General features: G+C 60.2%; 22 protein-coding genes. 5 read left to right on the top strand and 17 right to left on the bottom strand.

What is annotated here, in order from left to right; genetic code table 11:
* Positions 1 to 16: 16 nt before the first annotated feature.
* From SH664x_RS02295 to SH664x_RS02270, 6 genes are all read right to left on the bottom strand, one after another.
* A complete protein-coding gene (locus SH664x_RS02295) occupies positions 17 to 2,428 on the bottom strand; it encodes a cytochrome c oxidase assembly protein (RefSeq protein WP_437204696.1) in 2,412 nt (803 codons plus the stop codon).
* On the bottom strand, positions 2,425 to 3,906 hold the full coding sequence (locus SH664x_RS02290) for a cytochrome b N-terminal domain-containing protein (protein ID WP_437204695.1): 1,482 nt from the start codon (positions 3,904 to 3,906) through the stop codon (positions 2,425 to 2,427). The genes SH664x_RS02295 and SH664x_RS02290 overlap by 4 nt, the downstream gene beginning before the upstream one ends.
* The gene (locus SH664x_RS02285; RefSeq protein WP_437204694.1) at positions 3,899 to 4,522 is read right to left on the bottom strand and encodes a ubiquinol-cytochrome c reductase iron-sulfur subunit; all 624 of its coding nucleotides are present in this window, start codon (positions 4,520 to 4,522) and stop codon (positions 3,899 to 3,901) included. Before SH664x_RS02285 ends, SH664x_RS02290 begins: the two co-directional genes overlap by 8 nt.
* Positions 4,519 to 5,298 (bottom strand): c-type cytochrome, encoded by a 780-nt coding sequence (locus tag SH664x_RS02280; RefSeq protein ID WP_437204692.1) that lies wholly within the window; start codon positions 5,296 to 5,298, stop codon positions 4,519 to 4,521. The genes SH664x_RS02285 and SH664x_RS02280 overlap by 4 nt, the downstream gene beginning before the upstream one ends.
* Entirely contained in the window at positions 5,295 to 6,608 is a 1,314-nt protein-coding gene (locus SH664x_RS02275; protein WP_437204690.1) for a hypothetical protein, read from the bottom strand. Before SH664x_RS02275 ends, SH664x_RS02280 begins: the two co-directional genes overlap by 4 nt.
* 68 nt (positions 6,609 to 6,676) lie before the next feature.
* Positions 6,677 to 7,207: a cytochrome c oxidase subunit 3 gene (locus SH664x_RS02270; RefSeq protein WP_437204689.1), complete on the bottom strand. Its 531-nt coding sequence runs from the start codon at positions 7,205 to 7,207 to the stop codon at positions 6,677 to 6,679.
* Between the two features lie 377 nt (positions 7,208 to 7,584).
* Here SH664x_RS02270 and SH664x_RS02265 point away from each other — a divergent pair, with 377 nt between their 5' ends.
* Positions 7,585 to 9,303: a fatty acid CoA ligase family protein gene (locus tag SH664x_RS02265; protein ID WP_437204687.1), complete on the top strand. Its 1,719-nt coding sequence runs from the start codon at positions 7,585 to 7,587 to the stop codon at positions 9,301 to 9,303.
* A 90-nt stretch (positions 9,304 to 9,393) separates the two neighbouring features.
* Here SH664x_RS02265 and SH664x_RS02260 read toward each other — a convergent pair whose 3' ends face one another.
* Positions 9,394 to 9,846: a GNAT family N-acetyltransferase gene (locus SH664x_RS02260; RefSeq protein ID WP_437204685.1), complete on the bottom strand. Its 453-nt coding sequence runs from the start codon at positions 9,844 to 9,846 to the stop codon at positions 9,394 to 9,396.
* 249 nt (positions 9,847 to 10,095) lie between these two features.
* The gene (locus tag SH664x_RS02255) at positions 10,096 to 10,461 is read right to left on the bottom strand and encodes a co-chaperone GroES (RefSeq protein WP_437204683.1); all 366 of its coding nucleotides are present in this window, start codon (positions 10,459 to 10,461) and stop codon (positions 10,096 to 10,098) included.
* A 356-nt stretch (positions 10,462 to 10,817) separates the two neighbouring features.
* On the opposite strand from SH664x_RS02255, the gene SH664x_RS02250 reads away from it, so the two are divergent.
* Together SH664x_RS02250 and SH664x_RS02245 are read left to right on the top strand one after the other, a co-directional pair.
* Positions 10,818 to 11,228 (top strand): hypothetical protein, encoded by a 411-nt coding sequence (locus SH664x_RS02250; protein ID WP_437204681.1) that lies wholly within the window; start codon positions 10,818 to 10,820, stop codon positions 11,226 to 11,228.
* A gap of 304 nt (positions 11,229 to 11,532) precedes the next feature.
* Positions 11,533 to 12,021: a DUF2721 domain-containing protein gene (locus SH664x_RS02245; RefSeq protein ID WP_437204679.1), complete on the top strand. Its 489-nt coding sequence runs from the start codon at positions 11,533 to 11,535 to the stop codon at positions 12,019 to 12,021.
* Positions 12,022 to 12,051: 30 nt separating this feature from the next.
* Here SH664x_RS02245 and mazG read toward each other — a convergent pair whose 3' ends face one another.
* The 9 genes from mazG to SH664x_RS02200 form a co-directional block, all read right to left on the bottom strand.
* Positions 12,052 to 12,948, bottom strand: a complete 897-nt coding sequence (gene mazG / locus SH664x_RS02240) for a nucleoside triphosphate pyrophosphohydrolase (RefSeq protein WP_437204677.1) — start codon at positions 12,946 to 12,948, stop codon at positions 12,052 to 12,054.
* Positions 12,949 to 13,252: 304 nt separating this feature from the next.
* Positions 13,253 to 14,599: a voltage-gated chloride channel family protein gene (locus SH664x_RS02235; RefSeq protein WP_437204675.1), complete on the bottom strand. Its 1,347-nt coding sequence runs from the start codon at positions 14,597 to 14,599 to the stop codon at positions 13,253 to 13,255.
* Between the two features lie 2 nt (positions 14,600 to 14,601).
* Positions 14,602 to 15,567, bottom strand: a complete 966-nt coding sequence (locus SH664x_RS02230) for a hypothetical protein (protein ID WP_437204674.1) — start codon at positions 15,565 to 15,567, stop codon at positions 14,602 to 14,604.
* Positions 15,568 to 15,620: 53 nt separating this feature from the next.
* Positions 15,621 to 16,451, bottom strand: a complete 831-nt coding sequence (locus SH664x_RS02225; protein WP_437204672.1) for a 3-keto-disaccharide hydrolase — start codon at positions 16,449 to 16,451, stop codon at positions 15,621 to 15,623.
* A 185-nt stretch (positions 16,452 to 16,636) separates the two neighbouring features.
* A complete protein-coding gene (locus tag SH664x_RS02220) occupies positions 16,637 to 18,556 on the bottom strand; it encodes a DEAD/DEAH box helicase (RefSeq protein WP_437204671.1) in 1,920 nt (639 codons plus the stop codon).
* Positions 18,557 to 18,716: 160 nt separating this feature from the next.
* The gene (locus SH664x_RS02215; RefSeq protein WP_437204669.1) at positions 18,717 to 19,229 is read right to left on the bottom strand and encodes a hypothetical protein; all 513 of its coding nucleotides are present in this window, start codon (positions 19,227 to 19,229) and stop codon (positions 18,717 to 18,719) included.
* A gap of 332 nt (positions 19,230 to 19,561) precedes the next feature.
* Positions 19,562 to 19,933 carry an STAS domain-containing protein gene (locus SH664x_RS02210; protein WP_437204667.1) on the bottom strand — a complete coding sequence of 124 codons (372 nt, stop codon included), beginning with the start codon at positions 19,931 to 19,933 and terminating at the stop codon, positions 19,562 to 19,564.
* 461 nt (positions 19,934 to 20,394) lie between these two features.
* Positions 20,395 to 22,371, bottom strand: a complete 1,977-nt coding sequence (locus SH664x_RS02205; RefSeq protein WP_437204666.1) for a cation acetate symporter — start codon at positions 22,369 to 22,371, stop codon at positions 20,395 to 20,397.
* On the bottom strand, positions 22,368 to 22,604 hold the full coding sequence (locus tag SH664x_RS02200; RefSeq protein WP_437204664.1) for a DUF485 domain-containing protein: 237 nt from the start codon (positions 22,602 to 22,604) through the stop codon (positions 22,368 to 22,370). Before SH664x_RS02200 ends, SH664x_RS02205 begins: the two co-directional genes overlap by 4 nt.
* Positions 22,605 to 22,836: 232 nt before the next feature.
* Here SH664x_RS02200 and SH664x_RS02195 point away from each other — a divergent pair, with 232 nt between their 5' ends.
* Complete coding sequence (locus SH664x_RS02195; protein WP_437204662.1) at positions 22,837 to 23,943, top strand: hypothetical protein; 1,107 nt, start codon at positions 22,837 to 22,839, stop codon at positions 23,941 to 23,943.
* Positions 23,944 to 24,110: 167 nt separating this feature from the next.
* The gene (locus tag SH664x_RS02190; RefSeq protein ID WP_437204660.1) at positions 24,111 to 25,163 is read left to right on the top strand and encodes an AAA family ATPase; all 1,053 of its coding nucleotides are present in this window, start codon (positions 24,111 to 24,113) and stop codon (positions 25,161 to 25,163) included.
* Positions 25,164 to 25,203: the final 40 nt, after the last annotated feature.

Below are 25,203 nucleotides of genomic sequence, written 5' to 3'. Positions count from 1 at the left end.
GAGTAAGATTCGAACCTCAGAACTCTCGTAGACGATGGTCGCCGGCGGATGGTGCCGGCTGTGGCAATCTGTTCAGGATGCGAGCTTTGCCCGCCACCGCCAGATTCGACGTCAACGTTCCCCGCATTTCCATCGGCTGAAAGACCAGCCAGACGCCGACCGCGAACAACAGCGTGCCCAGTGTCGCCCAGGGAATGGCAATCGAGGCGATCAGCCGCCGCTCGGCAGTCAGCGTCGACGAGATTCTCCAGACGGCGTACAGCGAAGCCAGCAATCCCAGATCCAGCGCCAGAATCTCAAGGCAGATCAACCAGTTCGCGGGAAGCTGACAGCAGGCACAGCGCCACAGCGGCTCGCCCAGCGGAATCCAGCCCCAATCGGCAGCGAAGCGTTGTACCACCGGCACCACCGATTGCCAGCTCGTCAGAAAATGAAAACTGTAGTGAGCCGACCACATGGCAAAGCCGAGCGGCACGAACGCCACCGCGAACCGTCGCGCCAGCGTCAGCGGCGGAATCTTCAGTTTTCCCCAATGACGACTGAACCAGCCACACATCAAGCCCGCTGCCAGCGGCATCCCGAGGAGTGCCAGCACATTGAACAGCGTCACCGGCAGTAGCAGTGATTCCAGTTGCCATGCCCGGGAAACCGACTTCAGCACCCCCACCACCGGGGCCACCATGCCCGCGGCATTGGCAAAGGCGCCGCAGCAAAGCACTGCCATCAGTGCCGCCAGATCTCCCCGCTGCGAAAACCGGCCGATCCCCGTCCGTTCACCATCACTGACAAGTCCCGTAACCGGAGAAAGAGGAACAATCGCCACGTTGTCCGCGGGACAGGCCTTCACGCAATCCAGACAGAATGTGCAATCCAGGTTTCCCTGCTTCATGGGGACGAACAGCTGCAAATCACATCCCGGTTGTGAATCACGACCGGTGATGCATTCGCGAGTCACACAGTTCGCGCAGACAGCCGGATTGCGGGCGCTGACAGAGAGCGGTGAGACCAACGCCTGCACGAAGTTGAACTGGCCGATCGGACAGACGTACTTGCAGAAGGAGCCGGCTCGAAACAGCGTGTCGATCGCAAAGGCGGCGGTGAAGAGCGCCACGATCACCAGCGCGGTCACTCCCGGGCGATCCCAGAGAGAAAACGCCTCATAAGCCCACAGAAACAGGATCAGCAGGACAACGGTGATCCACTTGTTCCGGACGAACTGCGGAAACCGCGCTCCCTGCGGAAGCCAACGTCCCAGCAGCTGGAGGGGCAATGTCAACGGACAGGCGAAGCAGAGAAAGTTGCCGGCGACCAGCAGCAGGAAAATCAGAATGCCGCGCCAATGAATCCAGGGGAGAACTCCCGCAAGGTTCATCGCTCCCAGCTGCGGGCCGCATAGGCCGTCGACGACAATCAGCACTGCCAGCAGAAACAACGTCCCTTGCGCCAGCCGACGCCCCCAGCGCCAGCGGAGAAATGTCCCGATCACCGGCACCCGCAGCAGATCAAACCTCTTCACCGGTCGGTGCTGAGGAGACAGGCCCGTCGCCCGATCGATTCCGGAAAAAATGCCAGTCGGCGCGGGAGAGAGTCGCCTCGTTGTTTTCCGGGGAGAGTCCGCTGCGAAAAACAACTTGGTCCCGATCCAAAGCAGCGGTCCCAGAAATGCGATCGAACCGGGCACCCACATCAGGACGCCCGCTGCGGACTGGTCGCCCAGCGCGGTGATGCCCGCGAAGCGGGGAACGGACTCATAGTGGGGAAACAGGAACCGGTCCGAGAAGGTCAGCAAGGCCGACAGCACCGTATTCTGAACATCCGCGAGGATCAGATAAGGGATCAGCCACCAGGTCGACCACCGGGGCGCTGCCGGGTAGGGACGGACGACCGGATACCAGAACAGCAGCCCTGCCAGGAGAAAATACAGGTGCTGCAGGTGATGCCAGGCAGGGTTCCGCAGCGCCGCATCGTAAACCGGCGGCAGATGCCAGAGCCAGGTCGTGAGGACGAAGATCGGCAAGGCCACCCACGGACGGGTCAACCGCTCCATGAAATTTCGCAGCGAACGTAATTGCAGACAGGGGCTGACGCAGTGGCGCCGCAGGCTGCGCGGCAGTCCCCTGAGCAGAGGGAATAACGGTGCTCCCAACCAGAGTAGGGGTGGAGCGACCATCATCAGCAACAGATGCTGCAGCATATGCACCTGCAGCAGCAGTTCGGCAAACGGGTCAATCGGAGAAGCAATCGCCAGAAAGAGTGCGAACAAGCCTCCCGCGAAAGCAAACAGATTCCCCCAGCCCCAGTTCTGCGGCGACTGAACTCGCAGCACGCGCCAGCCCCGGACATAAACCGTCATGCAGAGCAGCAACCCCGCCACGAACCACGGTGCGGACGGCCACGAGCGAACAAACGCATCGAAGACAGAATTCATGGTTGTTGTGGAAGTTTTTCCATTGTGGCGACTTGAGCCGGTGGAACACCATCCGGTCGAAGACTGGACAGAAAGTCGACGACCGCCGCCATCTCCTGCGGTCCCATCTGACTTCCATAGGCCGGCATATTGCCACCCCCCGGAGTTCCATTGCTGATCTGATCAATCAATTGATCCCGGGTGAGTCGAGTCCCGACCGTAGAAAGGTCCGGCCCCCGACGACCGCCGATTCCATCCAGTGCGTGGCAATTCCGGCAGCTCTTGTTCTGGAACACAATTGCCCCCTGTAGTTGCACCGGCGTGCAGCCCTTGATGATGCGAACCGGGACAGCGTCAGCGCTCCAGGCCTGCATCTTCGGCGACCACGGAGCACTGGCCCCTTCATAGGTCAGCACTGCCAGAGTCGTCGCGATGACTATGACTCCCAGAACGGCTGCGGGTCGTCGACTCGGCGCCCGTTCACCCCGATTGCTGACGAATGGAACCAGAATTAACCCGGCGACCAGTAACAGCGGGAACACCAGAATCAGGAAGGTTTCGCTCGCGGGAGGACTTAACGACAGCAGGGCGAACAGCCAGAGAAACGGCCATTCCGGGCGGGGATTCGCTCCGCCGATCGTCGGATCCGGAAGTTCACCGGGCCCCTTCGGACCGAGAACCGCAGCCAGAGTGAGAACCACCAGCACCGTCACCGCCGAGAAGAAGGCATCCTTCAGCAGGGCGTCACCCAGAAAAGGGACCCCGGTCGTGCGCAGCTCTTCGTGATACTCCACATCGTACGTGCGGGGATCAACGGTTTTCCCCGGCTGCGGCGGAGCGCTGATGCCACATTTCAACACCAGCCACAAATGAATTCCGAGCAACGTCAGCAAGGTGCCGGGAATCACAAAGACATGCAGTGCGAAGAACCGGCTGAGTGCTCCCCCACCAATTACGGGTCCCCCGTGCAGCAGGTTCACCAGCATCGGCCCGATCACGGGAACGCGACCGGCCATCGAGCCAGCGACCGCCAGACCCCAGTAAGCATCGGGATCCCAGCGCAGGATCTGTCCGCTGAAGAACATCCCCAGCACACAGCAGAGCAGCAGCACGCCGACCACCCACGTCAGCTCACGCGGGTATTTGTACGACCCATGCAGAAACACCTGAGTCAGATGCACCAGCACCAGTACGACCATGCCGGAGCCGGCGTAGTAATGGAGTGCCCGCAAAAACCAGCCGCCTGGCTGCTGAAAGTTGAGGAAGAGCAGACTCTCATACGCCTGATCCGGCGCAGGGACGTAGACGAGCGCGAGGCCAATGCCTGTCAGAATCTGAATCGCCAGCAATGTCATCGACGCACTGCCGAAGACGTACCACCAGCCCAGCCGCCCCGCGGCACCACGGGGTATCGGATGCTCAAGCATGGGGAGCAACGTCTCACGCACGCGCAGACGCTGGTCGAACCAGGTGCCGACCCGGGACAGGAGGTTAAACATGAGGCCTTGCCCCCGCATCACAGCGTTGAGCGAATCCCTTTGCCGGCCGAATCTCCGTGTCGTACAACGTGGGGAAGTGAGGTGCTTCGACGAACAGTTGTCCCTTGTCAACTCGCCAGCGGCAATGAAACAGCCCTCGCGGAGGGGGACCGGAAGCCCGTTCGCCATTCGCGTAATAAACCCCTCCATGACAGGGGCACATGAAGAGCCCCGATTCCGCGAACCAGGTGACCGGACAGCCGAGATGGGCACAGTTCATCAGCAGCACCTGAAATTGCGGCTGCATGGGGTCACTGTTTTCCAGACAACGGACGAAGACGCCGGTGTCGGCGGTGTGACCATCCCAGGGCTGCGCGAGTGGATTTTTGAATGTCGCCAGTCGGGTTTCGTTGACCGGAAACGACTGCAGTTCTCCAAGCAATACCCATTGAGCCTGCGGCGAACGGACTCCCAGAAAATATCGCCCCAGCGGAAGCCCCAACAGGAACGAGGCCAGCCCTCCAAGCAGGTACGTGATCTTCTCGAAGAAGGATCGACGGGCCGGGTCAGGCGATGATTCACGATCGATTGTTGCTCGATCGATTGTTTCGCGATCGGTGATTTCACTGTCCGTCATCGGCTGCTCCCGGAAAGGGGTGGCTGCGACAGTTCGGTGCGCCAGTGGGCCAGCAGCGCGACCACATCATCGATGTCACGGGAGCTTAATGGCTGAAAATTGCTGTCTCGGCCGACAACCGAAGCATAGCTGGGCATTTCCAGATCGAACCGACCGGTGATGATAATTCGACGCAGCGCCTGATCGCTGATCAGTGACAGAAAAGCGACGTCTCGTAACGCCCCGCCGGGGACATCCCCTTCTCCGTTCTCACCATGGCAGTTCGCGCACGCCTGCTGATAAACGGCCGCCCCCCGCACCGGATCTCCCGGCTCCCCCCGGTAAGCAGGAACATTCGCCGTCGGCACGTGGCCCCCCCACGCGAGACGAAGCCCGGCGAGGAGACTCCGAATCTGCTCGTCAGAGAGTCGGCCTCCCTGCGACAATGCAAAGGGGGGCATCAATGTCCCTTTGCGTCCGCATCGAATCAGCTCTTCCAGTTCGGCATCGGTGACAAGAGCGAGAAACAGACGATCCTGCAGCGGAGGAGCGGCGCCGAATTCCCCATCCGCGCCGTGACATCCCGCACAGTTTTGCGCGTACAGCGTCTCGAAGTCCATCACTTTTGCCGGCGCTGTCCCCTGATCCTCGGGCAGAGGTCGACCGGGAAAGTCGCAGCCGCTGCCGAGAACCATTCCCACCAGCAGCACGGCACAGAGACGCTGCCCCCCGCAGCCAGCAACGCATCGCGCTGCCGCCGGTGTGCACAAGGGACCGATTGTTGAGACCTTCTTCATTCCTGAATCCAGTCCACAGCGGCAGCCTGATCCGCCTCGGGCCCCAGCCCGGCAGGAGGAATGGAAACCGTTTCCGAGAGTTCCACCACAATGGCGGTCACGACACCAAACACAAACTGCGAAGCAATAAACCAGGGCCAGTCCACCCGCGTCTGCAGCAGCGGATTCACCACTCCCATCAAACCATAACTCATACCGGTCCACAGCAAGGGGAGCACTAGTCCCCCCCATTGCCATGTCGTCGGCAATCGCGGAACACGGGGGAGGAAAAGTCCGAACAGCATTCCGAAGATCGTCGACATCGCAAAGTGAACTCCGACCGCAATGGCGATCCAGTCCAGGCGAAACTCCTGAAGCTCAGCCGGTGACAGCGACTGCAGAGCCGGCTGCACCATCGCCACCAGCAGATTGCCGGGATACCAGATCGTCCGTTCCGAAATCAGAGCCCACGCGATCGCCGGAACCGGCATCACCAGTCCTCCAATCAGACCTCCGAGCGTTCCACTTGCCACGGGTTTCCACCGTGGCAACAGCCAGACCACCACCGCAACGCTGAGTCCGTACAGGAACTGGGAAAACACATACCAGGGCCAGTCGACTTCTCGGGATAACAGCGGATTTACGAAGCCCATCAGACCATAACTGACGGACGACCAGAGGAGCGGCAGCAACAGCCAGCCCCACGCAATCGGCTTCGGCAGACGGGGCAGGGTCGGCAATACCGCTCCATAGATGAGTCCGGCGATCAGGCAGATCACGGCATGCACCATGAGTCCGGCGACCAGAGCGCCAGGGCGGAACTGCTCCAGCTGGGCGACGTCCAGTCGTTGCATTCCGGGCAGCATGATCCCCGCCAGCAGGTTGACCGGATACCAGATTCCATGTCCGCTCAGAATTCCGTGCAGCAGCGCCGGGACGGGCATTACCAGACCCCCGATGATTCCACCTCGCACCCCTGCGGAGAGTGGGTGCACCCGTTCCGGAAGTCGGAAGCGATAGCCGGGGACTCCCGGTTTCAGTTCTGCCACGGTCCCCGGAGCCGGTTGAATCGGAGTGGCCCGGAATTCCGCAGCCCGCAACGGTTCCAGAACTTCTCCCGCTCCCCGCCCGAGATCGGCGATCCACGACCTCAGTCCGACAAACAGCAGCACGCCCCCTACGCCGGCAAAGGCGACTCCAAACGGAACTCCCAGGGCCAGCAGTGCGACTCCCAATGCCACAACGAGTGGCGCAGCCGTTGGCCGCGGCAGTAGGACGAATTCCTCTCCCTGTTCCGTGTTCGCTGTACTGCCCTGTTCGGGGTCCTGCATCAGGGGCTTCCTGCTCGGGGGAAACAGTTCTGCGACCTGTTCCATCCGGATGAATCAACAGAATCCTGCTATCGTTGCCAGAGATAGATCACGCTGAAGACCACGATCCACACCACATCAACAAAGTGCCAGTACCAGCTCACCAGCTGCACTCCCTGCACCGGCCGACGATCGCCCGACCGCCGCGAGACCAGCCTCAACATGACCGCCATGACCAGCAAGCCACAGGTCACATGAAAGGCATGAAAGCCGACAACCGTGTAGTAAGTGGTCCCGAACAGATTCCGGCTCATCGTCAATTGATGCTTCGTGATCAGCCCATGCCATTCCAGCGCCGTCCCTGCCAGGAACATTCCCCCCAGCAGCAACGTCAGTGACCAGAGTTTCCGAAATCGGGGCATCATCCCCGCAGCGAGCGCCCGCTCTGCCAGCGCCATCGTAACGCTGCTGGCGAGGAGACAGATGGTCGAAGCCCCAGCCAGCGGGAGCGAGAGTGCTTGCGCCGGTGTCGGCCCCACACTGTCTTTGCCGGCAAAAACAACATAAGCCACCAGCAGCGTGCTGAAGAACGAAATCTCCGACAGCAGAAAGAACAGCATTCCCACCTGTCCCGGTGTGAATCGGGGCTGATCTGAAAGTTCTGCCGAAAGTGAACTCGAATTCATCAACAACACGCGTAAAATTCAGGAGCAGGGAAGCGAGACTGATGTCGTGGTCACCGCTGCCGGGATGGCTCGTCGGTGTTGAGACGGGGAAGCTGTGATCCACCGCGATTTATACGGCCCCGCGCAGGACCGTGACCAGTTCGCGAAGAAATTTCTTCGCCTTCCCCCCGGATCACATACGGGCTCCGGGGCCAGCGATACACTTGCCGAAAACTGAATTTTCCCTCATCGTTTACTGGTCTTTGCACGGTCCGTCAGGAAAGCGCCGGAATCTTCTCCGACTGCCGGAGTGCGGTTGGGAAATCAACTCCATGTCTTCTGCGAATATTGCTTCCCGACTGAGCGAGATGGCCCGGCTGCGCCCACAGCAACTGGCCATTGCTGCGCCGCAGACCAGCCGCTGGCGCAGAACCACCTATCGCGAACTCACCTTCGCCCAGCTCGATGCCCAGTCCGAGGCGGTGGCCGCCGGTCTGCTCCAGCACGGCCTGCAACCGGGGATGAAGCTCGTGCTGTTCGTCCCTTTCAGTATTGAATTTATCGTGCTGACGTTTGCCCTGCTGAAGGCGGGCGCGGTCGTCGTGCTGATTGATCCCGGTATGGGTCGGCAGAATATCTTTCAGTGTCTGGCGGAAGTGAACCCGGACGGATTTGTCGCCATCCCTTCGGTGCATGCGGTCCGCTGGCTGCTCGCCAGGAAGTTCCGGCAGGCTCGCTTCAATATCTGTGTCGGTCCCCGGCTTCCCGGAGTGACGGCCACCTATCAGCAACTGCTCAAGACGGACAGCAGCAACTTTCGGGCGGCCGATGTGCAGGCCACCGACCCGGCCGCCATCATCTTCACCAGCGGCAGCACGGGGGCTCCCAAAGGAGTGCTCTATGAGCATGGAATGTTCGCAGCGCAGGTTCGTCTGATTCAGCAGCAGTACGGCATCGAACCGGGAGAGATCGACCTCCCCGGCTTCCCGCTGTTTGGCTTGTTTAACGCCGCGATGGGGGTCAGCACGGTGATCCCGGAAATGAACCCCACCAAGCCCGCCAAGGTCGATCCGGTGAAGATCGCGCGGTCGATTGAGGCTTACCACGTGACGCAGGCATTCGGGTCACCCGCGTTCTGGAACCGGGTCGGACGCTATTGCGAGCGGCATCAACTCACCTTTCCCGGACTGCGAAGAACCTTGTCGGCTGGGGGACCGGTCCCGAATCATGTGCTGGAGCGCATGTCGCGGACTCTAACAAAACCGGGAGCCGATCTCTACACCCCCTACGGAGCGACGGAGAGTCTTCCGGTCTCCTCCATCGGAGCCCGGGAAGTTCTCGCGCAACATGCCGCCGCGACACGGCGGGGGGCAGGCACCTGCGTGGGACGACCATTCCCCGAGATTGAGATTCGCATCATTCCGATTACCGAAGGCCCAATCGCTGCACTGGCTGACGTTCCGATCCTCGGGTCCGCGTCCGCGACGGCACCACCGCAAGCATGTCCGCTTGTTTCCAATCAGGTCCCCCCCGGGAGAGAAGTGGGGGAGATCATTGTCAGTGGTCCTTCCGTCACCCGCGAGTACTACCAGCGTCCCGAAGCGACGGCCCTGGCGAAAATTCCCGATGGCGATCGCTTCTGGCACCGGACTGGCGATGTCGGTTACATCGATGAGGAAGGGCTGTTGTGGTTCTGCGGACGCAAGGCCCACATCGTCGTCGTGGAAGGAACCCGCCTGGACTCGGTCTGCTGCGAGGCCATCTTTGACCAGCATCCGCGCATTCATCGAACCGCTCTTGTCGGCGTCGGCGAACGGCCGAACCAGCGACCGGTCATCGTGGCGGAGCCGGAGCGGGGTGAGTTTCCGAAGTCTGTTCAGGCCGAGAAGCAGCTGCGCGAGGAACTGCTGCAACTGGGCAAACAGCATCCGCATACCGCCGCGATCAACGACGTGGTCATTCATCCCGGCCTGCCCGTCGACACGCGGCACAACGTGAAGATCAACCGGGAAGAACTGAAGGAGTGGGCGGAGGCCCGCGTTCCACTGTAGGCATTCGCACAGCAGGAGGTCGCAGCGCAGGAGGTCGCGCAGTCGTGAACCCGCGAGGGGACGCACCGCTCGTGTCACACGGCTGCGGAGTCAGGGAGTTTCCCGCGTCTGCATGAAGAGGGCCTTCTTCTCACCCGGAAGTGTGAAGTCAAACCCGCAGACCCGGAAGAATTCGTCCGAGGAGGTAATCACCATGACTTCGAAGATATTCCGCTGACGGGCAAGTTCCACACAGGCCTGCGAGAGTCGTTTTCCGATCCCTCGCCCCTGATAGCCGGGGTGCACGCACAACGACCGCAGCTCGGAGAGCTTCTTCGAATAGATCTCGAGCGCCGCAAAGCCGACGATCTGACCGTCGACTTCGGCCACAAAGCCGGTCGGCACCAGTTGCTCCAGTTCATCCAGCGTCCGGGGCAGAATGCGCCGGGCTTCGACGAACTGCTCCAGAAAATCGAACACATCGTCGGCGTCATCCGGAATTGCCGGACGGACGACAATCTGGGCAGCAACATCAACAGGCTGAGACGACTGGGATTCTGTCACCGACACGTTCTCAAAAATTGAAGGAGGGGGGCCAGAAATGGGAGTCGCCGGCCCCGAAAAAGGCCGGCGAGTCGCATATTCAAAAATGTTCTGACAGCTGTTGCCGACGAGTCTGCCTGCCGGGGATGTCACGATTTACCAGACCATGGGAACAACCTGTCTCCGCACTACAAAATCGATGCCTGTCACGAGCAACACCGGCAGCAGGAGAGAAATCCCGCTCCGCGGCGGTCGTCAACACGAGCTGCACTAGTCGTCGAGATCATCATAATCCGACAACCCGCCGATGTCGTCCTCGACTTCCTGCGTTTCGTCTGTCTGCCGGGGCGTGCGGCGGAAGACAGCAACGACATCGTCGACGGGAACGACAAACAGCACGTTATTCGATTCGAGATCGACCGGAATCGCATTCTTGGGGTGAAACAGCACCTTGTCGTATTTGGCGACCGGAAATTCGTCGTCGTTTTCCACTTCCACGCTGACCGAGACCACGCGTCCGGTGATCGTCGGAATCTCAGCCTGGTCTGGCAAGACAATTCCGCCCCGCGTCTGCTGTCGGCTCTGATCTTTGCGAATCAGGATCCGGGGACCCAGTGGTTCAACAAATTCGTCCATGGAAAAGCCCTCCCGTTGAAGGCAAAAAGTTCACTACGACTGACAGGCCTTCCGATTCAGGAACCAGAACTCCTGTTGGTGTCAAAATCACGGCTGCATTATAGGCGGCACGAAAACCGGAGACGAGACGACCCGCGGCCGTTTGTTTCATCAGCACAAAACTGTGCAGTAATCGAGCCAAAAGTGATGAATTTAGCCCCTGTCCGTGATCCCGGTCCCATCCAGACCGCTTGATTTCAGTAACGCAAAGCTTCTGGACAGTTAAAAACGGGGCGCCAGCGCATTGATCTTGCCCGATTTTGACATTTTTTCGTACACCATGCCAAATTGACCGTCTCACCTTCGGGAGCAATGGAATGCCTCGCGCGATCCGTCTGGGAGTTCTACTGGGAATCTGCCTCGTTTCACTGACAACCAGCGCTTCGGCTGGCCGCCGGAGCCGCACCGTCCAACAGGCCTATTGTCCTCCCGCCCCGGTTCCCTGCCGCGCCAGCTATGACGAGCGCGACGCAACCTGGGTCTGCATGAATCGTCCCGTCCCTCCCGGATTCGTGGTCGTGGGACGCAAACATTCTGTCGGCTGTAATGGACTGGGCTACAACGCCTGGATCATCCAGAAGCCTTCTCCCTTCGCCGGCGCGGAGATGACGATCTGCTCCGATCAACCGGTCCCTCCGGGTTGGACGGTGATCGGCACGGAGAAATCGGTCTTCTGCCCGGACAAGCACAACAAGGACGGCAACTCCCTCCGCATCAAGAAGCTTTGAAGTCTCTCCTGCATTCCCCGGGCACCTGCGACCGCTATGATGGAAGTGTCCGCTCTGCGTGATGTGGCAGGCCGACTTAGAAGCCGATCCCCTGCAGTCAATTCCCCTGTACTCCTCACACAGGGGAATCTGGTTTTCCGATTCGTGGCCGCTCCGTCGAGACACCTCTGGTGAGGCATCCTTCCGGCGGGCACGGAGCGTTGCGAAAACAGGGATCCCACCACCACCCCTTCCGGGACGCGCCCCCGGTGCGGCATTGATTCAATTCCCGAGTTGAACGTCGAGCGGCATACGCCGGATCTGCATGGCCATGAACCCGACCCCCTTCGCCGCCCTCTCACTGATTGTGGCACCGGCGATTTTGACGAATGCCTCATCGGTCATGATCATGAGTACCAGTAACCGGCTCGCGCGGGCGGTCGACCGGGCTCGGGAACTCTCCAAACAGCTCGAAGCGACGACCGATCTGGCCTCGCCGGAAGCGGAACGACGCCTCCGCGAATTGAACGCTGCCGAAACGCGCACACTGCTCCTGCTCACCAGTCTCCGCAGTTTTTATGTGGCGCTGGGAGGTTTCGCGGCAGCCTCACTCATTTCCCTGCTGGGCATCATCTTTGAACCGCTGGAAGCCGCGGTGACGGTGCGGCTGCTGGAAGTGGGAGGGGTCGGCGCAGGCGTTGTTGCGGTCGGCGCCATCATGTATGGCTCGATCATCCTGCTGCGGGAAACCCGCATCGCTGTCCGGGTCACGACCGAACGGGCCGCCACGGTGCGGGCCCGGGCTCTGCAATAGCACCGGTTGTTCGCACCCCGCGCTGATTGATCAGCCCTGTTTTTCGAGCTTCTTCGCCGCCTGATACAGAGCTTCCATCTCCGGCAGCGTGGCGTCCCGAATCGTCTTTCCCTGCTCCGCCAGCCCCCGCTCGATGAACTGAAAGCGGAAGCCGAATTTCCGGTTCGATCGCCGGAGTGCTTCTTCCGGATTAATCCCCCAGCGACGGGCGATGTTGGCGATGACAAACAGCACATCACCCAGTTCCCCTTCGATCCGATCACGTCGTTGCGGATCGTCGATCGGTTCATCAGGCACCGGCGGCATGTCGACCGCCGCAGGAATCTGAGGCAGGTCTCCCGCCGGATACAACTCCGCCTGCAGTTCGCCGATCTCTTCGGTCAACTTGTCAAACAGCATTGCCCGATGCGGAAAGTCGTAGCCGACGCCCGCCGCTTTCTTGGTGATCCGGGCCGCCCGCGCCAGCGCCGGGAGATCAGCGGGAATGCCATCGAGGGCGGAACTCCGCTGCTTCTCCTCTGCTTTGGCCTGCTCCCAATGTTGGCGGACTTCGGCGGCTGTGCGGGCCTGAGCATCACCAAACACATGGGGATGCCGGGCGATCATTTTCTGACGGATTCCCTCAATCACCTGAATGACATTAAACCGCCCTTCGTCAGCGGCGATCTGCGCATCGAGCACGACCTGCAGCAACACATCGCCCAGCTCTTCCTGAATGGCGGCGTTGTCGTCGGCGTCAATCGCTTCCAGCAGTTCGTAACACTCCTCCAGCGTATAGGGCTTGATACTGGCCATCGTCTGCTCCCGATCCCAGGGGCACCCCGTGGGCGAACGCAGACGGGCGATCACATCACACAGTTCGGAAAAGGCTGCGCCGACACGGGCTGCATCGGGGGGCGTTCCGGGTGTCGGGAGTGGCAGAGACATCGCGGTTCCAGTCCTCGGGCTTCAACTGTCCAGGTTGTTTAAACTGCTGAGTTTACAGCATCTTCGCCTTTGATGTCCCCGTTCTCACCAGACGGAAATGAGCATTTCATTAAACGAAACACTGGCGGCGCGGGCACAGGACAGAGCAACCTGCTTGAGATTGTCGAGAGGCTCGATGAAAAACTAGACCCCCCGAGGTGGCGAACCACGCTGAGAAGCGCAAAAGAACTGCAACGAAAGAGCCGACTGAAGCCGGGTCTCCTCCGTGCCTCTGTGGTCCATCCGATGCTCATCAGCCTCCGTGTCAGGAAGCCTGCTCTCGACGGCTGCGCAGCGAGCGAACGGTCGGGAGTTCTCTCCCGGCGTCGGTCTGCTCGGCCTGAAGCGAGAGCCGCTGCGAAAGGTAAATGCTTTCCCGCCCGCTGCAGAGAAAAGCGATGAGACACGCGGTCGCATAATAAACCGTGTACTCCCCTCCAAAGAGCTCAATCGCCATCAGCGTACAGGCCAGCGGCGTGTTGGTCGCCCCTGCAAAGACAGCCACCAGGCCGATCCCGGCGAGCAGATCCACCGGTGCTCCCGACAACACGGCGAGACTGTTGCCCAGTGCAGCCCCAATGAAGAACAGCGGGGTCACTTCTCCCCCTTTGAAGCCGCTGCTTAAGGTCACCACCGTGAACAGCAATTTCCAGAACCAGCTCAAGGGATGGGCCCCTCCCGCCTGAAAGCAGCTGAGAATCGTGACGGCATGCGGATCGGGCGAAGTGACTCCCAGCCCAAGGTAATCCCGCGTCCCCAGCAGTTGCACCAGCAGAATGATGATCAGGCCTCCCGCCATCGGCCGAAGGATCGGAGACGAGATCCGTTTCTTCGTCGCGGCGTGCAAGCCGTGCACCAGTCGGGCGAACAGCCAGCTCGTCAGTCCGAACAGCGCTGCGGCTGCCGCAACCCGTATCCACAACCCCAGCGAAAACGGAGCGAGATGCTGAGCCGATTGTTCCGGCAGCAGGCTGACAATCTGAAAATGCGTATGGCCGATTCCCCAGGCCAGACAGGTCTGGTCGGCAAGGATCGCAGCCATCAGGCAGGGAATCATCGCGCTGAACTGAATCTGACCGACGATCAGCACTTCGAGTGCGAAGACCGCACCGGCGAGAGGAGTGCCGAACACCCCGCCAAAGCCGGCCGCGATTCCCGCCATGAGCAACACCCGCCGGTCCGACTCCTTCAACCACGGCAGTCGCTGGGCGAAGCCGCTGGCGAGACTCCCCCCCATCTGCACTGCGGTCCCTTCCCGACCGGCAGAGCCGCCGAAGAGATGCGTCACGACCGTGCTGAACAGAATCAGAGGAGCCATGCGCAACGGCACTCCCCCTCCGGGCTGATGGATCTCGTCGAGGATCAGATTGTTCCCCGCTTCGACAGCCGTGCCGAAACGGGAATAGACCCAGCCAATCACTCCCCCCGCCAGCGGCAGCAGAAACAGCAGCGCCGGATGCTGGAACCGGGTGTTCGTCGCGAGATCGAGCAGCCACAGAAAGAGTGCGCAGGCGGAACCGACGACTCCCCCCAGCGGAAGGGTGAGGAGCAGCCATCTGCAGAAAAAACGGGCTCGTTGCAGCGGCGCCTGGGTTTCAGCCGGCAAGGCCATGATTATCCTGGCTGAGGAGGATCAGATGGGCCGCGCGGAAACTCAGCATGGGGCGCGGCCTCAGTCTCCGGCTGTGTTTCGTTGAGATTTCCACCCGCCAGCCAGTCGAGAGTCGATTCCGGACTGCGGGGGGTCTCGCCACGCAAGGCTGCGCGGGGATTCTTCCGACGAAACAACATCTGCCCGACCGTGATGAACGTCGTGATCAGAAACAGCGCTCCGCAGCCATAAATGAGCCAGGTCATCTGCCGTTCATCGGCGGCCACATCGGCTGCGGGACGGACACGCGTCTCGCGAATCGCTTTTCCGATGAACAATGGCGCCCCGCGCGGATTATCCCCAGCCTGATACGACATCACCTTCAGAAAGAAACCGACAAACGTCACGTCTTCCCGGACATCAGCACCCAGCTGCATCCCTTCCGGAAGGTCGGTAAACAGCACCACGTACGGAAAGGCGCCCGATTCATCAGTCCAGCCCCACGCCTCATAAATCTGCTTGACGCCGGCGGTGTTCTCGGGGGCGTCATACGTCAGCACGCGACGCACACGCAGCTTCAGTTCGAACAACTGACCGCGCCACTTGGCGGGCTCTTCCCAGAAATGGGTGAACAGCGGGTCCTGCCGCGCCTGTGACTGCAGCTCGGCAAAGGATTTCTCCTCGCTCCATTTCATGAACCGCCAGTACGCCGGCATATCTCCCGCACGCATGGGAGACTTGTCGGTGACGTGCGAAAACTCCTGCCCCACGGTTTCGGCCTGGTCGGAAGGAATCTCGAAACGGGACCGGGGCGACGCTTTCGCCCCACCCTCCACCTCAGCGACGGTCGGAGTTTCGGACGTGATCCAGGTCCAGAGTCCCGGATCACGCACCCGTTTGATCGACATCCCCAGCACCGCCAGCAGCACAATCATGCTCGCCAGATGCGTCAGCGAGGACCAGGTGCGTGTGGGGCGGCGTTTCCGCATGACAACAAAACTCAAGACAAGATCGCAATTGATCAGGAGCACCCAGCGGAGGGTTACTCGTCCAGAACCAGCAGCTCGATGTTCCGGAACTGCACCGGGTGGCTTTCCGACTGCAGCGAAATCGTTCCTTCGCTCAGCAGCAGTTTGCCATCCTTGATGAGCTTCGCAGCGTAGGGATCGGTCGGATCGAGCTGGGCCTGTTCATAGGTCATCACCGTCTCACCGTTGATTTTGTGGTGGATGACCTTATCCCCATGCACTTCGACTTCGATCGTGACCCACTGGTCACCGTCATAAGTCTTCGAGGTGGAGTTGGTGCAGTGCTTGGTGATCAGCTCACCATTCATGACAACGTTCGTCCCGGGCGTACAGAGGTTGCCGGTCGAACGTTCCCCTTTGTTCTGTCCACCGAGGAGCTGGACTTCGATGGAGGTTGGGAACTTCTGGTTCTTTTCCATCCCGGCTGGATCTTCGCCGTGAATCATGATCCCGCTGTTCCGGTTGGCCCAGCCCGGTCCCCCTTTGCACTGTTCACCGATGAACCGGTATTCCAGACGCAGCCGGTATTTAGAGAAGCGATCCTTGTAAAACAGATGTCCGAACCGTTCTTCAAACTTCGGATACCCGTCGTAATTGACCGTCAGATAGCCATCGACGACCCGGAACGTGTCCTGATAGTTGTCGCCCAGATCGCACAGGCGGATCTTGGGAGTCCAGCCTTCGAGGTCCTTACCGTTGAACAGCGAAATCCACTTCTCACCCGCCACGTCTGCACTCTTCCCCCCAGCCGCCGTGGAATCCGACTTGGCAGCAGGACGGTCAGCTGCGGAGAGCAGCGACGACAACAGGGCAAACAGACAGGGGAACAGGACGAGACGCTTCATTGTTTCTCCCGGACGACAGCGGAGGTCAAACCGCGCACAAGTGAGTCAGGAGCCTCGGCAGAACATCCGATCGACAGCCCCTGATGCAGTCAGTTTGACAGGCAGCAGGCAATTACGCCAATAAGCCCGGGCGAAATTTCCGGTCCGGCAGGCGGCGGCCCTCACGACATCGCGCCCGCCTGCTATCAGGCGACACCCTTGGCCGGAACGGGAGGACGAATCGACTTCGCCTTCCCCCCCGAGCGGGCTTTCAGATCGAACAGACCAAAGATTTCACTGGCGGTCAGACTGAGCGAAGCGTCCTCATTGTCCCCTTCGCCGAGCACCCGGGCAAAGAGTTCCCGCTTCTGGCGAAGCACCAGATCGATCCGCTCTTCGATCGTGTCCTTGCAGATCAGCCGGCTCACGATCACCTGCGATTTCTGCCCAATCCGGTGGGCCCGGTTGATCGCCTGATCTTCAATGGCCGGGTTCCACCAGCGATCGTACAAAAAGACGTAACCGGCGAATTGCAGGTTCAGTCCCACAGCCCCCGTGCCATAGCTCATCAGAATGAGATGACTCTTCGGATCTTCCTTGAACTGCTTCAGAATCGGCTCGCGCTTGGGAGTCGGCACTCCTCCATGATACACGAGGCAGCCGAACTGCTTCGTCCGTTCTGCCAGCCAGTCGAGTGTCTTCGTCCACTGGCTGAACAGAATCGCCTTGCCGCCCGAGGCCGCGACTTCTTCCATGTTGGCGACGAGTCGTTCGAGCTTGCACGACTCGCCCGTCAGCGGATCGGAATTACAGATCTGCTTGAGCCGCAGCACCAGTTCAAACACATGCTGAATGGTGATGTCTTCCCCCATGCCGCCGAGCTGAATGATCCCCTCTTTCTCGGCAAACTCGTAGGCATGACGCTGCGCCGGGCTGAGCTCGATAATCTCGTCGCGATCGAGCCGGGGAGGCATGTCCTTCATCACCAGATCTTTGGTCCGCCGCAGAATGAATTCTTCGCTGAGCTTGGAGAGCTGGCGGATATCGGGCGAAGAATGGGGCGGAATCACCTTCATGAACTCGAACAGAGAGATCATTTCCTCTGCCCGGTTCTCGATCGGAGTTCCGGTGAGGCACAGGCTCCGCTGCCGGGGAATCTGATGAATCGTCTGCGCGGTATTCGAATCCCGGTTCTTGATGCGCTGCGCTTCATCGAGCACCACGAGATCGAACCGCGGCAGTTCGTCCGGCTGCATCGCCGCAAAGTCGCGCACCACAAGCTCGTAGTTCGCCAGCAGAATCATCGAGCCTGGGATTTGCCAGAGCATCTGTCGACGGGCGCCGTCCCCTTCCATCGTGGTGACAGGAATCTCTTCCGCCCACGTTTTGAATTCCCGCTGCCAGTTGGGAATCAACGGCTTCGGGCAGACGAGCAGCACCCGACGGACCTGTCCCGCCCGCAGCAGGAGCCGCACCGCCGTGATCGTCTGCATCGTTTTCCCAAGTCCCATTTCGTCGGCCAGCAATGCCGCCTGCTGGGAAAAGATCCAGGCGATCCCTTCGTACTGATAAGGGAATGGCTCGAAGGGCATGATCAGTTCCTGCCCGCGCAGCCACGATTCCAGCGGCGGCTGCAAGACGTAGAACAGGCGATCTTCGATCGAGAGTGCATCGCTCGGGGGCTTGATGCGGGTCGATTTGCGGGGCGCGGCTTCTTCCCCTTCCGCCGGTTTGGCCTGTGGCGCGACCAGCGACCGCAATCCTTCCCCCGGTTCCTTTTCGACCTTGGGGGGCATGAACTCGATACCCGCAGGGAACGTGATGCCAAAGGTCTTCAGCTTTGGCCAGTACGGTTTCCAGCGCGGGACAAAACCGGCGGCCCGGTCGAGCAGTTCGGGCTGTTGCGTGGCCGGCGGCACCACACGCTTGAGCGCGCTGTTCATCCCGCTGATGTGAATGCCCGGTTGACGAATCTCACAGCTCAGTGATTCGATTCCGCTCCCCGTCTGCAGGTCGAGGGGGATCGCCTGGGAACCGACTTCCAGCCGATCGGAGACTGGAACCGGTGCTCCCGAATATGGAGCGCCGGTCGGATCCAGAATCGGATTGGAATTTGACTGTGACATCCTGTCACCCATCCGTCGCATCAATTCGACGGTTCGAAAGAATCAGTGTTGTGTTCGAAGGCCCGCGAGGCACGATGTCCTCTGGCCTTCGTCCCTTTTCCTCAGGAGCCGTGAGTCCGAGCGAGCCCGAAGGTGTTCCCGAGATCGCTCGCCAGGGATTTCAGGCAACCGCATTGGCCCGCAGGGTTTCCTGCAGAGCGTCTTTGACCCGCTCCAACGGCTCCTGCAAATCGGCATCGGCTGGAATCTTGTTCTGGTAATTCTGAATCGTCGCGGCGTCCTGGGGAAACTCCGCGTGACACGTCACCACTTGCCGGCCGAGGGCCTGCGTCGGACCTGTCGCTGTTTCTTTTGTCGACAGCAGCCCCAGCGGCAGTTCAATGTGCCGACGCAGATCGAACAATTCTTCCTGCTGAATCACCAGCAGCTGCGGCTTGATGGCGAGCCGTTCAAAGAGGGTCTTGCCGATCAGTTCGGCGTAGATAAACGGCTGCAGCGTGGAGCCGTACAGAATTTCCTGCGTCCGGTTGGGGCGAACAGGAGTCGTGCACTGAAACTCCAATGGCCGACCGAGGTGATTGGTAACGAGCAATCCCCCGACGTACCCCTGATCGGTTTGTGCGATTCGCAGAAAGCCGATTTGCAGCCGGCCTTCATTCGCCAATTGCGCCATTGAGAGCGTTTCCATACGAGACGTGGCTGTTCTGTCGCAGGCACAGGCGGCTTCCGGGTGAAAACCACACTGGATGGACACCGGCAGGAGCCTCCTGCTCCCGCTGACGCTCCGTTGTGCCCCTTCACAGCGATGCGCGACATCGCTGCTGCCAGCACAACATCGTCACCGGAGCGAACGGACTTGAGTTTCCCGGCGGGCGCTCTCGATTTGCCCTCTCGCCGCTAATCGGGAATCCCGCTCCACTTGCGCAAGAATGAGGCCCGCCCCGCGGCAACAGACCGAACCGGTAGTGCCGCTCGTTCGGGTTATGCGGGCCACAGAAACGTTTCTCAACCGACCGGGACCATGACACCGGCCAGGGCTTCATCCCGGGTTTCGTAGTGCGGCCACAGCTTGAACAGGCTCATATTCTGCAGAACCTGCAGCATTTGCGGCTTGGCCCGACAGAAACAGGCTTTCCCCCCCCGCGACCGGGTTTCCCGCAGCATCGACACCAGGGCCCCAATGAATTCCGAGCCGAAATAATCCAGATCGCCCAAATCCACAACCAGATTTTTAATTCCGGGCTTCATCATGTGCCCCCGGATGGTATTCGCCTCCAGATGGAGATCCTGATACCGGAAGGCACTCCCTTCGCCGTGCGGGCAAACCACGAGAGTGTTCTCGAGCCGCTCAATGGTGAAGATCTTGAGGTGTTGCATACTGAAACCTGCGGGAAGAAAAAATCCTGAAAATCGAGTTAAGAATCTCAGCGATTCTACGGCGCAGAATCCGAGGAGAGAATTGGAACTTCGGGCGAATCCGCAATTTCGCAACAGCCGAAAACCCTTCGCCCACGAAGGATTCCGACACCGCGAGAGGCTCTGACAGTCGTACGGAATACACCAACGCCAGTCCGTCACTCTGGTCCCCGGATTGCAAAATCCCGGAAAGCTTGGCGTGCCGCCCGTGCTGTTTAGGAAACCGCAACCGCCCCTCCGCGAGGAAGACTCGTCCCCAGCGGGTCACACTTTGCGCCCGGGGCAATGCTGGCCGAGATCGCATACCGCGCTGTCCGGATGTTTCAGCCCCGCCCTGAGCGCCCAAACGATCCGCTCCAGACTCCGCCCACTCCCGGTCGGCGCGCAGCGTTGCGCCGAACCGGACAACTCCCCCGGAGGGCCTACCGCGCCGGCTCGACGCGAGCGTTCCCCGCGTGGCCACCTTTCTGTGTCAGCAACGACACCAGAATCAGCGTGATGAACCCGAGCGGAATCGTCACGATCCCCGGCTGGCTGAACGGAACTACCGCATCGGCCGGGTTCAGGCCGTAGATCTCCTTGTAGGTGTCCCCGCTCGCCAGAATCCAGGCCAGCGAGGTGACCATGCCGACAATCACCGCCGCGATCACCCCCTGACGGGTCGTTTTCGACCAGAACAGCAGCATCACCAGCGCCGGCAGGTTGGCAGAGGCCGCCACACTGAACGCCCAGCCGACCAGATAGGTGACGTTCATCTTCTCGAAGACTATTCCCAGAACGATGGCCAACGCTCCGATCACGATCGACGACAGCTTGGCCAGCCGCACCTGCTGATCATCGGTCATCGGAATCTGCAACACATTCTTGAGCAGGTCATGCGTCACCGCTCCGCTGGCCGCCAGAATCAGACCGCTGACCGTCCCCAGCACCGTGGTGAAGGCAATCGCCGAGATCACAGCGAACAGCCATTCATTCATACTCTTCGCCAAGAGCGGCGCGGCCATGTTGCTGTTGGTGACATCGAGCGCACCGCTCGTCATGGCTCCCAGCCCCAGATAGAGAGTCAACACATAAAAGAAGCCGATCGCCGCAATCCCGACAATCGTGCTCTTGCGGGCGCTCGCTTCATCTTTCACGGTGTAATAGCGGATCAGAATGTGCGGCAGCGATGCGGTGCCGCAGAACAGCGCGAGCATCAACGACAGGTAGTTCAGCTTGTCCTTCAGGTAAGGGCTGCGAATTCCCTTGAACGTCGGATTGTTCCCCGGTCGAAGGATATCTTTGCCGGAGGTCGGATTCTGAAAGTAGACCGTTGTTTTTCCAGTCTCATCCGTAATGACTTCGCTTCCCCAGAGCACGATTTCACTTTCACGGATCTTGCGGAGATACTCCACCGGATTCAGTGGTCCCGTCGATTCCTGCTCTGCGGTCTGCCCTTCAAACTTTTGAATATAACCGACGGGATGCAGTTCGCGATCCCCCTTTTTCTCCCCCATTGGAAGGTTGTTGACCAGGATTTGGCCATCGTCGGACTTGGTGAGTGTCTGGGCCTCCCGCAACAGCACTTTCCCTTCTGCCGCCGGGACAACCTGCCAGGTCAGCACTTCGTCCGTCTGACGATTTCGCGTGCGGATGAAGGGACGATCTTTCCACGCGTCGGTTGCCGGAAGCAGTTCCAGTGGCGCGAACTGGCGTTCCTGCCAGAACTCGGCAGTCAGCTGTGATTTCTCGATCGGTCCGAGAGTCCGGAAGTGATAGCCATCGATCCCGCCATCGGCGGTCCGGAGCCCCTTATTCAAAATCATCATTGTCAGAATCAGGCTGAACACCACCAGCAGCGAACCCTTCAGAAACTGCACCCAGGTGGTCGACACCATTCCCGCCGAGACGACAATGGCGATCACGACGGCTCCCACCAGCACAACTCCCACCCAATGCGGAAGCCCCAGCAGCGGCTGAATCAGGACCCCGGCTCCGACCATCTGCGGGATCAGGTAGAACAGACTCACCGCCAACGTGCTGATGCCGACCGCCAGCGTAATTCCCTTGGATTGAAAGCGGGCATTCAGTGCGTCCGCGAAGGTGAACTTCCCCATCCGCTTGAGCGGCTCCGCCACGACGAACAGAGCCACGATCCAGCCGGCGAGGTACCCGATCGAATACAGAAACCCGTCATACCCGAAAAAGGCAATCATGCCGCAGATGCCGAGAAACGAAGCTGCCGACAGGTAATCTCCGGCAAACGCGACGCCGTTGATGAACCAGGGGATCTGGCCGTGGGCGGCGAAGTAACCGGCCGAGGACTTGGCTTTCCGACCCAGAAAGAAACTGAGCCCCATCGTCGCGCCGACGAATGCCAGAAAGATCACGATGGCCATCGTGTTGTGTTCGTAAATCATGCCTGCCCCCCTTCGCGGCGATCCCCTTCAGCACTGCAGACGGCTCCGTACAGGAGCGACAGGACGAAGGCCGCCAGAATCAGCGCGAATCCGTACAGGATGGCGAGGTTGATTCCGGCAACGGGGGTCCAGTCCATCAGGTCGGGAGAAAAAGCACTCAGGCCAACGAATCCGCCGTAGAACGCCAGATAAAAGAAGAACAGGATCAGGCCGACGCGGGCATTTCTGGACATTCACTTTTCCTTATCGCAATCACAGAAGCCTCGCAGGGTAATGAGGTCACGCCCGGGCAACAAGGAACGTTGATGCAAGAGGAACGGCGCCAACTCTGCCAACGACAGCGATTGAGGTGACGCGATTTTCAGCCGGTTTTGCCGTCCGCGTCGGCCATCCCTCTTGTGTCGAACGGGATCGACCGGGATAATGGCCAATGGGCAAGCTGTCGGTCAGGTCACGAGGGCGATCATGAAAACCGATTTTGAATTTCCGCTGACCATGGGTGAGGCAGCCGCATTGCGGGGATCTTCTCTCCGGCTGGAGATGCAGTCATTTCTGAGGATGGTGGCTCTGAACCCGATCTGGGTGATTTCCCTCTTCGTCCCTTCGATACATCTAGCGACAACCCTGCTTACTCTCCTTCTCCTGACATCCTGGGTCGTCGGCTGTCTTGCAGCACTCTGGTATCATTCGGGCTCACACTGCTCGATCAAGCTGCGCGAAGCCGGGGTCCATGTTGAACTTCTGCGAAGGCGGAAGTCGGTCGCGTCCCGATTTATTCCCTGGGACAGTCCGGGCCTGCTGAAGAGCGTCTTGTGTAATGACTTTGGAGTCCACCTCCTGGTTGAAAAACCTGTCGGCCACCCGGCCATCCCCTGTCTGACAATCCCAGCTCGGGAGTTTGGCTGCCAGTCCGAAATGCAGGCGACCGCGGAATGGATTCGTGATCGGATACCAGCCCCACTCCCCGCCTCCGACAAGGAATTCGAACTCAGTTTTGTCAGCACCAAAGAAAACGTCCCCCCCTCCGCCTACGATTTGAAGCTGATCAAGGGGTTGAAGCTGGGCGCCGCCCTGTTCCTCATCAGTGTCGTTCTGTTCGGCAGCTTGAGCTTGTTTGCGCCTGATCGTGGCGGCCCACAATCGTACTGGATGACCAGCTTCGCAGTTGCGTGTTCAGCGCTGATCCTGCTGCTTCCGAGACGAATTCAGGACGATCTCTGCCAGTCATTCGTCCGCAGCCCCCAGCTGTGGGTGCTCCGCTTTACCGACAACGGCATGGAAGGTCAGGTTTACTCCCCGCTGTCGCATCCCTGCCAGACTGCTGGCTTTCGGTGTTCATGGGAAAAGATCCGGCAAGTCGGTCGATTTCAGGAGACCGAGACCGCATTTCATCTTGAAATTCCACTGAATCCCCGCACCTTTGTCGCGATGCCCTGCTGGATTCCGTTTTACGCCTTTGCCACCACTGCTGAGCGCGATCGTTTTCGTCGACAGCTGCAGGATTACATGGGCTGGACACCACCACCGCCCGCGCAGGCGACTCTTTCCAGTCTCAGCACGGCAGGCGTCTGACCGAGTCCGCTGCAGCCACGACGGGATTTCAAGGTCGCTCATCACCGGACCTGTCAAACGGTCGCGAATCTCCTCACTGCGGCAACCTCACTTGGCGAGTGTGCGCGTGGCAGCCTACCATACACGCTGCACCCGTTGCGGACCCAACCGCCGAACCAGGATGAGGCATGACCGAAAAATCCGAAGCCATCGACAAGCTCAGCCGGGCCTACGAAGACATCCGCCAGCAGATGTCCAAAATCATCGTCGGTCAACATGAGGTCATCGACCAGCTGCTGATCGCGCTGTTCAGCCGGGGACACTGCCTCCTGGAAGGAGTTCCCGGGCTGGCGAAGACGTTGATGATCAACTCGCTGGCCAAGTGCCTGTCAATGACTTTCAGCCGCATCCAGTTCACTCCGGACCTGATGCCCGCCGACATCACAGGCACCGATGTCCTCACGACCAACCAGTCGACCGGGGGCCGCGAATTCCAGTTCATCAGCGGACCGCTGTTCTACAACGTCATCCTCGCGGACGAAATCAACCGGACCCCGCCGAAAACTCAGGCAGCACTGCTGGAGGCAATGCAGGAACGGCAGGTCACCGTTGGCAAAACGCGGCATGCGCTCCCCGATCCGTTCTTCGTGCTCGCCACACAGAACCCCATCGAACAGGAAGGGACCTATCAGCTGCCCGAAGCGCAGCAGGACCGCTTCATGTTCAAAGTCTTCGTCGACTATCCAACCTTCGACGAAGAAAAGCTGATCGCCATGCAGACGACCAGCAACCGCCATGAGATCATCGAACCGGTTCTCACGGGCGAGGAAATCCTCGAACTGCAGCGGGTCGTGCGGGAAGTTCCCGTGACAGAGCATCTCGTCGATTACGCCCTGGCGCTGGTCCGCCAGACCCGCATCGGCCAGCCCGGGGTCCCCGATTTCGTGAACGACTGGCTCAGCTGGGGTGCTGGTCCCCGAGCGGTGCAGTTCCTGCTGCTGGGAGCCAAGGCCCGCGCCCTGCTCAAGGGTCGCACCTACGTCTCTGCCGAGGATCTGCAGCATCTGGCGGGCCCGGTGCTGCGGCATCGCATCGTCACCAACTTCTCGGCCGAGAGCGAAGGCATCACCACAGACAAGGTGATCAGCAAGCTGCTGGAGGTGACACCGTCCAAAGAGGGAGAGTTGACCAGCGATCCCCGGCTGAAGGCGATGTTCTCGGCACCGAACGCCAATTCGTAAGCGTCACAAAGCGGCTGCCCTTTCCTGTCCGAGCTGTTTG

It is taken from the genome of Planctomicrobium aquicomposti (assembly GCF_051466325.1).
Classification (GTDB): domain Bacteria; phylum Planctomycetota; class Planctomycetia; order Planctomycetales; family Planctomycetaceae; genus Planctomicrobium.
This window is presented reverse-complemented; position numbering and strand designations above follow the sequence as displayed.